Source organism: Longicatena sp. 210702-DFI.1.196 (assembly GCF_020563125.1).
Classification (GTDB): Bacteria; Bacillota_I; Bacilli_A; order Erysipelotrichales; family Erysipelotrichaceae; genus Longicatena; species Longicatena caecimuris.
Genome location: NZ_JAJCPX010000023.1, coordinates 36,549 through 51,368 on the forward strand (window position 1 = coordinate 36,549; position 14,820 = coordinate 51,368).

At 39.2% G+C, this 14,820-nt stretch carries 9 protein-coding genes; all 9 read right to left on the reverse strand.

What is annotated here, in order from left to right; translation table 11 throughout:
• Positions 1-45: 45 nt before the first annotated feature.
• Positions 46-831, reverse strand: coding sequence for an N-acetylmuramoyl-L-alanine amidase (locus LI241_RS10420; RefSeq protein ID WP_008689279.1), 786 nt, complete (start codon positions 829-831; stop codon positions 46-48).
• On the reverse strand, positions 828-1,661 hold the full coding sequence (locus tag LI241_RS10425) for a hypothetical protein (RefSeq protein WP_017144607.1): 834 nt from the start codon (positions 1,659-1,661) through the stop codon (positions 828-830). The genes LI241_RS10420 and LI241_RS10425 overlap by 4 nt, the downstream gene beginning before the upstream one ends.
• Positions 1,662-1,665: 4 nt before the next feature.
• Positions 1,666-2,109, reverse strand: a complete 444-nt coding sequence (locus LI241_RS10430; protein ID WP_017144606.1) for a DUF188 domain-containing protein — start codon at positions 2,107-2,109, stop codon at positions 1,666-1,668.
• Positions 2,102-3,301, reverse strand: a complete 1,200-nt coding sequence (gene ilvA / locus LI241_RS10435; RefSeq protein WP_008689286.1) for a threonine ammonia-lyase — start codon at positions 3,299-3,301, stop codon at positions 2,102-2,104. Before ilvA ends, LI241_RS10430 begins: the two co-directional genes overlap by 8 nt.
• Positions 3,302-3,547: 246 nt before the next feature.
• Positions 3,548-5,245, reverse strand: a complete 1,698-nt coding sequence (locus LI241_RS10440) for a hypothetical protein (RefSeq protein WP_008689288.1) — start codon at positions 5,243-5,245, stop codon at positions 3,548-3,550.
• 167 nt (positions 5,246-5,412) lie between these two features.
• Positions 5,413-7,104: a proline--tRNA ligase gene (locus LI241_RS10445; protein ID WP_008689291.1), complete on the reverse strand. Its 1,692-nt coding sequence runs from the start codon at positions 7,102-7,104 to the stop codon at positions 5,413-5,415.
• A 167-nt stretch (positions 7,105-7,271) separates the two neighbouring features.
• Positions 7,272-12,383 (reverse strand): diguanylate cyclase domain-containing protein, encoded by a 5,112-nt coding sequence (locus LI241_RS10450; protein WP_008689292.1) that lies wholly within the window; start codon positions 12,381-12,383, stop codon positions 7,272-7,274.
• A 135-nt stretch (positions 12,384-12,518) separates the two neighbouring features.
• Positions 12,519-13,745: a U32 family peptidase gene (locus LI241_RS10455; protein ID WP_008689294.1), complete on the reverse strand. Its 1,227-nt coding sequence runs from the start codon at positions 13,743-13,745 to the stop codon at positions 12,519-12,521.
• Positions 13,746-13,918: 173 nt separating this feature from the next.
• The coding region (locus LI241_RS10460) for an Ig-like domain-containing protein (RefSeq protein WP_226897127.1) at positions 13,919-14,820 on the reverse strand (902 nt) is incomplete at its 5' end.

Below are 14,820 nucleotides of genomic sequence, written 5' to 3' on the forward strand. Positions count from 1 at the left end.
AGTTATAGTATACACTTTTTTATGAAACTTGAAAACTGAAATCCTTTAATTTTTTAATCCGAGTGCTTTTAAAACACCTGTACTGATGGCCTGTGCAATTCGCTCTTGTCCTTTCGCATCACTTAATATGGAAACATCCTTGGGATTGGAGATAAACCCGGTTTCCACCAGAATACTAGGAATTTGATTATAATACAACAGTGATAAAAAAGATTCCCTATCATCCCGCAATCCACGGCTTTTGGTATAGCCATCCGTACGTAAAGCAAGTTCCATATGCTCAGCGATTTTCTTACTGCCTGATTGACGGGTACTGTACCATACCTCACTGCCCGCTGTCTTATCCTTTGCTTCATCACTATAATTGGTATGTATGGAAACAAATATATCCGCTTGACTGGCATTCGCCATGTGACTGCGGGTATTTAAATCATCTACATTATTACTTTTCCATGAGATTGTATCACTTTCTCTTGTATACAACACCTGTACCCCTTCCTGCTTTAACAATTCTCCTGTCTTTAAGGTAATGGATAAGGTGATATCTTTCTCTTTTTTCCCTTGTTTACTTTCGCTCCCCGCATCATATCCGCCATGACCGGCATCTAGCATCACTTTAAACTTTGCCGCCTTTTGTTTTTGCTGTTTTTCTTTCGCAAGCTTTTGTTTTTGCTGTTTTTGATACTCTTCCATCAATTTTTGCTGACGCTGGGCTTCTTTTTTATTCATTCTATCCTGTGCATAAGATTCACGTATCGCAGGAACAATCAAAAAGCATAGCACTAACAGCGTAAAAAAGATGGCATGACGCTGTACGATATTGCGCTTCATGAAGACCTCCTTTCTAAATCCTGCAAAATGTCCATGATGATATCGTAAGATTCACTCTTTTTATCCAACTTATTTTGATAGCGTAAAAAGATCTTGCGCGTTTTTTCTTCATCATCATCTAAATAAGCCAAGCCATAATGCAAGATGACATCCGTAGGATCACTGTGCGTCTTTAATAACTTTAAAAACAGCTGTTCTCCCTTCACGGAGTTAAATGTAAGATAGGCTTGCGCCTGTTCATATTGTAGCATGACTTTGGTGAAGGTATTCGTTTTCGTGAAAATTTGTAAATATTTATCCACAAAAGCGACGATGCGTTTGGCATATGGTTTTTCTTGTCTTGCCAATTGCTGCATGGTATCTAGCATTTCCGCCAGCATGCTTATGATATCAACACCATCATTTACCTGATAAACGATACCTTCAAGACTATCCAAGGAAAAGGTTTTGGCCAGTTTCAGCACCTTGCGAAAGTTCATTTCCAGTGCATCCACTCTTTGCTGATCATCTGATAGTTGCATAGCCTGTACAAAATCACGGGATACTATCCCATAATGAATGAACGAAAACGTTTCGCGTCGAGCAATTTCTAACACAGCCTCATCTATGAAATCTTTGGGATATGGGCTATTGTCGTCTTGTATGATACAGCTATCAAATATGGCATCCGCCACTTGCAGATCATTGAACGTTTTTTTCAGGCTTTCATAAATTGCTTCATAACTCCAGTCGCAGCCTAATAACTGTAAATGACGTTGCAGTTCTTCCTTTGACATTTGTTTCAATTGCACCATCATAATGTCATAGGGGATTTTTTTATGTGTATTCAATTTATCACTCCAATAACTCACATACAACAGCATATAAAGCTTTTAAAAAGGCTTTATCATCTTGCGGTGTACGCTTTTTCATATGACCATAGCGTTTTCTTTGACGGCGTATATTCGCTGCGTCACTTCGCTGATTCAGCAAAGACAGCATGTTGTTATCACGAAAGCGCAAACCGTTTTGTGATAAGGCATGTGCCTGTCTGCTGAGGACCAGTGCGGCTAAGCCATAGTCTTGAGTTATTACAATATCATCTTTTTTTACTTTTTGCAAGATAACGAAATCCGCGCGATCCTTTCCTTTATCGGTAATCACCACTTCACAAGCATCATGCATAAAGCTATGTGAGCTGTCACACACCAATATGACCGGTATAGAAAAATGCTCTGCGATCATAAGCGTTTCTTCAATCACAGGGCATCCATCTCCATCAATTAGGATCTTAAACATGTTCCACCATATGTGGATGATAGCCATTTTCTTCCAAAATATCCAGCACTTCTTCAATATGTGCCTGATTGTTTGTCTCAATTACCACCCCAACACGACACTGATTAAATAAGATACCATTCTGAATACGATTATGGTTTACAGAAATAATATTGGCTCCGGTACGTGAAATCAATTCGATCATGCGTGATAAATTTCCCGGTTTATCGGTAACATTCATATTGATCACCGCCTTGCGTCCTGTTTTGATCAATCCAAGGTCAATGATCTTGGACAGCAAGTTTACATCAATATTTCCTCCGCTTAACACAGCAACGCATTTACGATGAATAAGATCAACTTTTCCAAACATGGCTGCTGCCACACTGACGGCACCAGCTCCTTCTGCTACCATCTTCATTTTTTCCAATAAAACAAGGATGGCTGCCGCAATTTCTTCTTCACTTACCGTTACTACTTCATCTACATACTCTTTACACAATGCATAGGTCAATGTTCCCGGTGTTTTTACGGCAATTCCATCCGCAATCGTACTGACCTCTTTTAAGGTCATGATCTTCTGTTCCTTTAAGGATGTTTTCATGCTCGCTGCTTTTTCTGATTGTACACCGACAATACGGCAATGTGGACGCAAGGTTTTGATAGCATACGCAATGCCACTAATCAAGCCGCCGCCGCCAATCGGTACGATGACTGTATCCACATCCGGCATTTTTTCTATGATTTCCATACCGATGGTTCCCTGGCCGGTAATCACATCTTCATCATTAAATGGTTCAATAAAAACAGCTCCGGTAATTTCCTGCAGATTCTTCGCATATGCATAGGCATCGTTAAAGGTATCTCCTTGCAATTCTACCTTGACGCCATATGCCTTTGTAGCTTCTATCTTGGAAAGAGGTGCTGTTTTCGGCATTACGATCGTTCCCTGAATGCCCATTTTCTTACAAGAATACGCAACCCCTTGTGCATGATTACCAGCACTTGCCGCGATGACCCCTTTCGCCTTTTCTTCCTCATTCAAATTCGAAAGCTTATAATAGGCACCCCGCAGCTTAAACGCTCCTGTGCCCTGTAAATTTTCGGCCTTGATCCATAAATTATCATGAATCTTTGTCGCATGCACCAATGGTGTTTTACTGATGATTGGTTCTAAGACACGTTTCGCATCTTCAATTTTCGCAATTTTCATATCGCCCGCTTTACCTCCGTTATCGATAATTTTATTGTACTATGTTTTTCTCTTCATGAAAAGATGCTTTTCTACAAAATAGATACATTTATTAAAAATTGTACTTATATCGCGAACACATTCATCAATTAAATGAACACAGCAATTCACGTATGCAAGGATAATCAACAGCCACCAAAAGCAGAAGATACCGACCCAAAAAAAGACACAATCAATTCAGATCATGTCCTCTTCCTGTTTTATGCATTAGTCCTTTTCAATAAAATCTAACAACTCTTTTGCAGCCAAATTAATACCATCACGGTTTTCTTTATCAAGACCTAAATGAGTATAAATTTCACCAACAAACACCCCATTATCACGCAGTGCCGTAAAAACCTCATCAATCAATGGATCACAAACATCCTGTTGTTGCATTGGTCCAAATGGATTTGCAAAGTATGTGGTAGAAATACCGACTTCCTGTGTCGTTCCCTTCGCCATACGCTTTCCTTCCTTACAGGTTGCTTTGGCATCTTCCAGATTCTCAAAGCGATGCAATCCGGATTCATTATCATAATTATTGGCATAGGCGAATAAATCAATCTTATGATTCATTGCGACAACTTCATATGGTGCTGCCGGTGTAATGACACGCGCATTATTGCTAGACTCCGGATTCATAAAGATTGAGCGATCCATATCACGATATGGTGTACCCGGATCTAGATCATCCAAGCGAATGAAGGCACCGATTTCCGTACCTTGTCCATATGGAACGCCATCCTCGATATGAATGGTTCCCATATCATCAAAGACAACTTCAATATCTTTGATAACATCTTTACCTGCAATCTTTAAGGCTTCAATTGATTCTGACTTACCTGCGCCAGAATCCCCCATCAGCATAATTCCCTTGCGTTTGCCATTGTGTAAGGTAATATTAACGAAGGCACCATGGATTGGCAGCCAGCCATGCTGCATCTTTCTTAAATTGTGCAGCGTCAGACACATTTTTTTCATATAGCCGAAATATTCAATCTTTTCATCATAAGTTAAGCTTCCGACCCAGATATCATCAGTTGCATCATAATGGAAGACTGTTTCATTTTTATCATCTTGATTACCAAACAGACAGATCAGATCTGGTTTTTTACGGCATTCATCTTCCGTAGCCAACTCAAATAAATTTCCTAATGAAACAGCACTGGAGATAAAATCACGATGAAAGTATACAAAGGCTAATAAAGTTCCGATCTTGCATGGGAAGCAGAACCATTCTTCATCACTGCCAGTAAAATACGTAATTGGATTTACGTCTGTTTCCGTAAACATACCGGTACGCTTGTTTGATTTTGGATGTAAGATCATCGGTGTGCGCAGCATGATGGAAGTAATGAATGGAATATCTTTTAAGGCATCATACGTATTTGATAACTTCGGCTGTTTTACACTTACCGCAATCGCTGCATTGGTTCCGGCCTGCATTTGCCGATATACGCGGTTTTTTCTCCCCATTAAAGATTCTTCTAAATTACGATATAATGTCAATACCATATTATTGAAATTTGAGTCCGCCGTCACAAAGCTGATATCCTGCAAAGCACTTGCTGTTCCCGCCGTAACAACGGAAAAACGCTGATGCTTCTTCCAGAAATTATACATTTCTTCTAAAAATTCTAATAATCGTCCTTTATCATTCAGATAGGAAGATTCAATTTCATCAATTTTAAAGATACGCATCATACGGAACAGACGCAAAAGATCAACGGTTGCCTCGCGTGCTGTCTTTCCGCCTACGGCATAATAATATAAGTCTTCATTGTTCTCTTTCAGATAATCAATAAAATTGTGTACATAGTTACTGAAGGTACTGGAATTTAAAAGCTGATCTCCAGTGGTAGCATATCCGGCGCTGAAATTGACAATCGCCAAATCGTTATTTAAATATAATGTTTCTTTCATAATCTGCTCCTTTCAACCTTTTATCTTTTGTGAAAATAAAGTTTTATCAACCCTATCGTTCTCTATTATACAATAAAGCGAAAAAATAAGAAAGTGTTTTTTTGTAATATTTTCATAAAATGTAAATTCTTTCATGAAAATAACAATACCACTTTCTTACCTTCTTCTTACTTTACTATTTCCATCAGCTTTGCTTTCGTTTCACTGATCAGCCATTCTTCGTTTTCTGATGCTGTACGCGCGCGGAATTCCACCTTGCCATCCACAGCTCCTCTTCCTACCGTTATCCGATAAGGGATGCCGATCAGCTCCATGTCCTTAAATTTTACGCCTGGACGCTCTTTTCGATCATCCAATACGACATCAATACCAGCAGCACTTAGCTCTTCATACAAGGCGGTTGCTACACGCATCTGTTCTTCATCCTTGATGGCTACAACGACGATCGCCACTTGATAAGGCGCTACACTGGCAGGCCAGATGATACCGGATGCGTCATTGTGCTGTTCTACAATTGCCGCCATTGCTCTTCCTAAGCCAAAGCCATAGCAGCCCATCTGTACCGGATGCAGCTTATTTGTTTCATCCTGATATTCTAAGCCAAGACTTTCCGCATATTTCGTACCGAGTTTAAAGGTATTTCCTACCTCAATTCCTTTCGCAAAGGTTAAACGATGTCCACATACCGGACAGATGTCACCTTCTTTTACCTGTGCAATATCCGCAATCATAGAGACTTCAAAATCTTGAACGTTCACATTTACGATATGGTGGTCTGTCTGATTTGCGCCGACAATAAAATTTTTCATATGCGTAACTTCACGATCCATGATGATCGGACATGCAATTCCAATCGGACCGGCAAAACCAACCTTCGCATGTGTAACACGTTCTACTTCATCAAAATCGGCCAATTCCATTTCATTTGCCTGTAACAACTTCAAGACTTTGGTTTCATTTAATTCTCTTGTGCCCTTTAACAAAAAGGCATAGGTCTTACCATCAACCTTATAAATCAATGTCTTTACAAAGTCATCAGCTGCTTTCTGAAAGAAGGCTGCTACCTCTTCGATCGTCTTGGCATCCGGTGTTTTGACAACTTCCATTTGACGAAGTTCTGCCGTGTCATCCGATGCTTGATCCACAACTTCCGTAATTTCCAAATTACTGGAGAAATCGCAATGCTCACAGCCAACAACCACATCTTCTCCGATTGGAGTAATGGCCTGGAATTCCTCCGACAAACTTCCCCCCATTGCCCCGGTATCTGCCTTAACGATCTTATATGTTAAGCCTAAACGCTCCATGATCTTTTTATACGCATGAAACATCTTCATATAGGATATATGCATACTTTCCTCATCCACATCAAAGGAATATGCATCCTTCATGATAAATTCACGCACTCGAATTAAGCCATAACGAGGTCTTGTTTCATCACGAAATTTGGTCTGAATCTGATATAGATTATAAGGGAAATCCTTATAAGAGCTTCCTTTCATGGTTGCCGCTATGGTGAAAAGTTCTTCATGCGTTGGCCCCATGACATAACGTTTCTGGTAACGGTCTTTCAAAGCAAACATATTTGCCCCAAAGGCTTCTCTACGTCCGCTTTTTTCGTATACTTCTTCAGGAATCAGTACTGGCATCAACAACTCCTGTGCACCGGTTGCGTCCATTTCCTCACGTACAATCGTTTCAATCTTCTGTAATACGCGCTTTCCCATAGGCATGATCATATAAATACCGGAAGAGCTTTTCTTGATCATTCCTGCTCTTACCAGTAAGTTTCCACTGACACTGTCTTCATCCTTCGCATTTTCACGGATGGTATAAAAGAAACTGTTACTCAATTTCATACTGTACTCTCCTCATCTAACTTTATGATTCATCAATAATCTTCTGTATTTTAGCATGTTTTAGAATAAATGTAAATTTCTGCTTTTTTTCTTGTTGATATTTTTAAAATCGGCTAGAAAAGGCATTATTTCAATCAGAACAGCTTTGAAACAATGCCGCATGTGACTTACCATTCCTGTGAAGGTATCGGCTTACCATAATAATATCCCTGAATCAGATAGCAACCCAATGTTTTTAATATTTCCACCTGTTCTGCATATTCAACTCCTTCAGCCACAACCTCAATCTGTAAAGCCGCACACAGTTCCACCATACTGGAAATGATGGCTCTGGCTTTATGGTTACTGATGATATCATCCATTAAACCCTTATCCAGTTTCAATACATTAAACTTAACACTGGATAAAAAAGCAATATTACTATATTTAGATCCAAAATCATCTAAAGACAGACGATAGCCTGCTTCTTTTATTTCTTTACATTTCTTCTCCATGGTCGTTCTTTCAATATCACCGACGCTCTCTGTAATTTCAATTTCGATCCATGCACGTTTGCAGGCATAGCTTTTACTGATGTTGCTCATCCGCTGTGCCAAATTGTCTTCCAATAATGTCACACGTGAAAAATTCAAAGAAATCGGCACACATGCTTTGCCTTCCTTTTCCCATTTACATAAGATTTCATGAACCTGCCGGAACACAAAGAAGTCAATATAATGAATGATGCCTAACTTTTCCAGCATCGGAATAAAGCGATTTGGCGCTACGATCGTTCCATCCGCATCCTGATAGCGAATCAAAGCCTCGCCACCAATGATGGCATTGGTTTGTGAATTTACTTTCTTCTGCAAATACACCTGGAAACGGCCTTCCTTAATTTCTTTTAAAATGCCTTTTAAGACATGTGTATTATGTTTGGTGTGTTCGCCTTGCAAACAACTGTAATTAAATTGCTTATTGATCAGTCTTTGCTCATCCGCATGGGCAATCAGCTCATCCAACTGCTTATTCGTATCACTCCATACAAAGCCGATGGATACATCACAAATCTTTTGCATACGTTTTTGCAATTTCACAACATGATTGGTAAACATCTCATTGCTCATATCTTCTACGATCACCAAAAACTCATCCCCGGTAAAACGATAGACATTGCCATTCACAAATATCTTTTCCATTACATGTGCAATGCGACGGATGATATCATCACCATAAGCGTTTCCGTATAGATGATTAATATCCCGCAATCCATTGATATCCAATGAAACTACACCCAATGAAATTAATCGTTCTTCCATGAGTTCCTGACGGTATTGCTGATAGCTTGCGCGATTTAAAGCACCACTTAGATAATCATGATAATGCATATACAATTGTTTCTTTTGCAGTTTCATCTTCGCCAATTCATTGCTTAAATAATAACTTAACATCCGTAAGAAACCGGGATGTTCCTTATGGCACGTATAATTGTCGATGCCAAGATAACCAATAATCACTCCATTATCCTGCATACATGCCAACATGCTGCTATGAATGCGTAATTCTTTTAAATATGCATATATCTTAGGATCTTGGTCTTTTAAGCTTTCTACATCCTCTAATACCTGTACACCAAACAGCAATTCTTTTAAATTCGCATTATTAATAGAATTCGGCTGTAGCATATATTCATTCAATTCTTTGATAGAATCCATACCATCTTTGCGTACTTCATATAATTGCATAGTATCGCTATAATCAATCAAATATGCGCGATCTCCGCCATAATAACGCATGAGTTGCTCAACGGCACGATACAACGCTCTAGTAAAAGACTTTTCCAGATTCATTGAATACAGTGTTTTTAAGAGCATATCCTCACTTGCCTTATCTCCTGTGAATAGCTCCTGCATAGTCAAAGGCTGTGGTAAAGGTTGTTCGACTTCTTTTAGCACATAACAATTTCCACCTTTTTCTTTGGCTTGATGAATGGTATCAAAAGCAATATGAAAGAGTTCATCACTTGTTTTTGGCTGATGCAGCAGGATAATGCCACAAGATAAGGTAACCTTAAAGTTCATATCAGAAAACATATAAGGAATGCCAATCGTCTTACGAATATATTCAACGATAGCACAGATATCCTGTTTGGTAGCCTCACTGCATAACCATAACGCAAATGTTCCATCTTCCATGCGTCCTACGATTTTTCGGCATGCGAAACCAGTTAGTAACAAGGCTGCCAATTCTTCCTGAATACGCTCAACTCCGGCCATATCGATACGTGAAAATTCTGATTCATGATCGATTTCAAATAGTAAGAAAGCTTCTTTTTCATGAGCTTGATTTGGTAGTTTTAAGGCTTCCTTTAACACTTCTTTGAAGGTGTTTTCTTTATATACATTGGGAAATACATCCATTTCCGGTTTCTTCTTCAATGCCAATTCAATTTTTTTGCGATCATCAATGTTCACAAGAATACCATGTAAATATAAATCACCACTTTTGGCATCCATGAATAATCGACCTACACTGTTGACCCAGAACAAATGACCATCTTCATCTTTGCAGCGGTATTCACAATTGATAAGTGATTTCCCTTGGGCATATGCATTTTGTAATGCTTCCATATTCAGTAAATGTAAAAAGCGTAGACGGTCTTCCTCAAAAGCCACATGCTGTGTGTGCAGCTGTAATAAATCTTCAAAACTTTCTACTGTATCATAGGAGTCTACCATTTTGCCTTCTATTTCCATCATGCACTCTTGTGTCAGATTCATACGAAAACGTAACAGCATGGCATCGGAAATAACGATATGGCGCTGCATTTGATGCTGATAATATGCCTGCGCCGTTTTTTGTTTCGTTACATCTTCGCCAACGGCTACCGCATATCGTGCTTTTTTATGCTGATCGTAAATGGTTGTGTAAGTCACCCTTTCCCACCACCAGCCATCATGGTTTTTATTAGCGGTAAGGATATCTCTTTGGATATAAGGAACCCCATTTTCAAGCTGTACATACATATCTTTAAGCGTCGGCCAGCTTTCCGGATGAATTAGGTTTTGCTTTCGCAATTCTTCCGGCATATTGCATGTGATCGGCTGCATTGCATGACGATCCTTACCATTCTCGCTCATATACATAATTTTCTTATCAATATCATATTCCCATACACAGATTTGCGCTTCCTCTAAAGCCGTACGATAAACCAGTTCCTTGTGTGTCAACGCCTCCATTAGCGTATGCTCTCTTGTATGATCCAACATGACGCCCTTCATCTGCCATTGCTGATGTTCATCTTGTTCCAAAGCACCACTTAAAAACAGCCATTTTTGATTGCCTTTTCCAGTCGTAACCGAAAACTCACATTTTATAGTTGATTCTTCCTGTTTTTTTGCTGTTTGTAACAACTTTTTTATCCGCTTCCTATCATCTTGCTGCAATATGCGAATCCATTGCATATGATACGTGTCCTGCATTTGCTGAGGCGTTATTTCTAACAACTCATAAAATGATGCATTGGCATAACACAATGTGAAGGCTGCATCCAAAGTGATAATAAAAACAGCACTGCCTCGAAAACTCTGATATAGGTTCAGCTGATTCTCACATGCTTTTTGTTTCTGTATGTTCACACAAAGCATAAAAACCGCATCTTGTTCTTCACTGTGATGGATTCGTTTGCCCTTACCACTGATCCAAATAACCTGATTGAAGCGATCGCAAATACGAAAAGATACCAAAAACTCCTGCTTTGTCTGCAGCTGTTCACGAATGCTTTGTTCAGTTTTAAATCGATCTTTGGCGAAAATCGTTTCTAAAAAATGGCCATTAACTGCCTCACGATATGTTTTTTCATCCTCATAACCCAAAAGTTTCAGCATGTTGTCATTAATATAGTAAAAAGGGAACCCTTCTTTTACATACCATCCAATCATACCGTCCAAAACAAAATCTGCCATAAACTGCACCATGGCATCATCTAAAAACGTTTTTGTAATAGATGGTTGGTTTAAGATGGCATAAGAATGCTGCTCTTTTTTGGACTGATACACACTATAACGATTCTTTCCCTCTTTTTTCGCTTGATACATTGCCCTATCCGCTGCCTCTAACAGCTGATGAAAGCTTTTCCCATGTTTTGGATAATAGCTTACACCAATGCTGCAATTGACCTCATGGTGCAATTTTTGCATCATATGATGGCTAAACATCTGCTGGATAGCTTTGATTTTCGTAATTACCACATCTTCATGAGGAATAGCATTGAGACATACAACGAATTCATCTCCGCCGATGCGAGCTGCCGTATCTTTTTTACGAATCAGCTTTTGTAAAGCTTCTCCTAAAAAGAATAAGGTTTCATCGCCAATCGTATGTCCATACCTGTCATTCACAAGTTTAAAATCGTCCACATCAATCAATATAAAGGCCATCAATTGTTCATGCTTGCTTATATATTCTTCAATTCTTCGTACACATTCTCGGCGATTATATAAACCGGTTAAAGGATCTAAAGCCGCCTCTTTGCGTGATTTCAAAATTTCATTCTTTTGTTCATGGATATCCTTGATCACCCCTAAGATTTTCATTACCTTACCACTTTGATCACGCAATGCTCTGGCCTGCGCAACTACCCAACGATAACCTTTATCTTGATATTTCAGGCGATATTCGCAGCGCATGGCATCTTTACCATGAAACATAGATTGGAAAGCATCTCGTATAGTGGAAACATCTTCTTGATAAATAATCTTGGCTTCAAATAAAGAATTCGGAAACCCTGTTACCGGTATCTGATAACCAAACTTGCGTTCAAAGTTTTCAGAATAATAAATTTCTTTTGCCGTTACATCGTATTCAAATACGATATCCTGTGTCAAAGATAACAAAAAAGCTAAACGTTTATCACTCAGCTGTAAAGCTTGCTCATTTTTCTTCTCACGACTGATATCATGAAAGATACAATGAAAGGATGTCGTATGATCATTGGAATGTGTAAGTTGTGCACTTATACTCACCCATTTTATCGTTTTATCTTTGCATGTCAACTGACTTTCGCACATAAAGACATCACCATAAGACAGTTGCTTGCGTATTTCACGATGGAGCTGTTTATCTTCTGCAAGTAGAATGGAGAATAAGCGATTATGAAATTTATCCGCAAATTCTTCCTTGGTATAGCCAATAAAATGATACCAGGCATCATCTGCATGAAGTATCGTAAAATATTCATCACTGCAACAGTCAATGACACCGCCTGTTAATGGTTGCTCTACTTGCTTCGCCTTTCTCATGCTCATATCTCCTCGTATGGATTCCATAGTACTTTTATTATACCACTCTTATGTTAGGAATAGGCGTTTATTTTATTCAGCTATCAAATAACTAAAAAAATCAGCTTCTTTAGGTAAGAAACTGATCTAAATTGCTTAATATATGGCACTGCGATCCTTTTTCATCACTTTTCGTATCATCGCATCTTTTTCCATTACGCAAGGCACCTTTGCAGTAATAATTTGCATGGGTGTTTTTGCCACTTCCATTGCCTTTCCATCTTTATCATACAGCTCTGCAAATGTAAAGCGAGTGGTGGTAATGTGGGGACCGAATACTTCGGCTTCAATAAAAGGCTTAAAATTATTTCTTACTTCCAGGGTCGCAATTTGTGTATCGGCATCATAAGCCAAGACATACGCAATGAATTCCTGTGTGACACCGGCTCCATTGACCCCATAGAGTTGTGCTTGCGGTAAAGGTTGTCCTTCATAAAACCCTATCGCAGTTGGGCGGTTTTCTGCTTTTGCTAATTCTTGATAATACCACAACAGACGTTCTTCGCTTAAGTTTCCCTTTTCATATACTTCATCGATTAATAAACGATAGGTTTTAATCAACGTCGCAATATAATAGGCACTCTTCATACGTCCTTCTATTTTCAAGCTAGCAATTCCTGCCTGTATGAGATCCGGAATAAAACGAGCTGCCATCAAATCCTTGCTGGACATCGAAAACAAATCCTGTTCATCATGCAGTGGGCGCTCTTTTTCATATAAGCGATATTTCCAGCGACAGCTTTGGGCACAGCCACCGCGATTGGCATCCCTGCCTGTCATATTGTTGCTTAACACACATCGACCGGAGTAAGAAATACACATACCGCCATGTATGAACACTTCTAATGGCACTTGTGCATGTTTAGCTGTTTCTTGAATTTCCTTTAACGTCAATTCACGTGCTAATACCACACGATCCATACCTTTACGTTTCCAGTAATTGGCTGCACTGGCATTGGTGGAGGAATGTTGTGTCGATACATGTACTTCCAGTTTTGGTGCATATTGCTTGGCACACATCATGATGGTAGGTGATGCGGCGATGATCGCAGTGACACCAATACGTTCTAATTCCATGAGGTATTCCTTTAAACCTTCCATATCCTCTTCATGGGGCAGCATATTCACCGTCACATGTACATGGGCACCATGAGCCTGGGCAAATTTTACACCCTCTGCAATATCCGCAAGGTCAAAATTGCTGGCACGCGAACGCAAAGAAAACTGCTTCCCACCTAAGTAAACGGCATCTGCGCCATATAAGACTGCTATTTTTAAACGCTCTAAATCACCAGCTGGTGCGAGCAGTTCTATTTTCTTCATAGGGATTCCTCCTTACATACTACGTTTAAGCTCTACCATTATAATATAAAGATGACGTACATGAAAGTAGATTCCCCATTTTTTCTACGGTTTAATAATAACCATCATAAAAAAAAGAAAGTGATGAATCCACATGCATCACTTTCCATTCTGTTTTCTTATGCCGATAGCCCTTACTTTTTTATACGGATTGCTTTAACACTGCTATAGCTGCCATACACTTTAGCTTTCGTAGAATCATATTTATAAGCTCTGACCTTTACATAATAGGTCTTTTTCGTTTTTAAAGCTGTCAGCGTTTTCGTTAAAGCACTCGTATACGTACTTTTTACATTGGATTTAAAGCGTTTATCAGTTGTATACGTAATTTGATAGCCACTTGCCTGAGCTACTTTCCGCAGTTTGACCTGCATCTTTTTCCCTTTTAGATTGGTTAAACTTGGTGTGCTTGCTTTCCCAACGCTTATTTTCGCCCATTTCGCATAACGTTTAATATCGCCTTTCGATTTTGTAGTGACTTTCGGATATTTCTTACGACAAGCCGAATCACTATACCAGCCCACAAAGCTATAACCTTTTCTTGTCGGATTTTTCAGCGTTATGTTCTGATTATAATAAACACTTGGATTTTTACTATCATTTTTCCCACCATTGAGATAATACGTAATCTTATATCGAACATATACGTTACATTTATACACCATGCCATTGCTTGCTTTGGCCGTTATGATGGCACTTCCACCATTTACTGCTGTGACTTTCCCTTTGCTATCCACTTTCGCAACTTTCGTATTACTAGAACTCCACGTTATGCTTTTATTGCTGGCGGTTGATGGATAGATGGAAGCTTTTAAGGTATACGTATTTCCACGGTTAAGGGTTTTACTACGAACATTTAGTTTCAGTGAAGATACCGGCGTTTTTACGGTAATCGTACATTTTGCTGCTTTCTTGGAACCATCTTTGGCGGTTGCGGTAATGATTGCCGTGCCATTTCCTCTTGCCGTTACTCTTCCACTCGCCGACACCGTAGCTACTTTCGTATTATTGGATATCCATAACAAATCAGTATTAC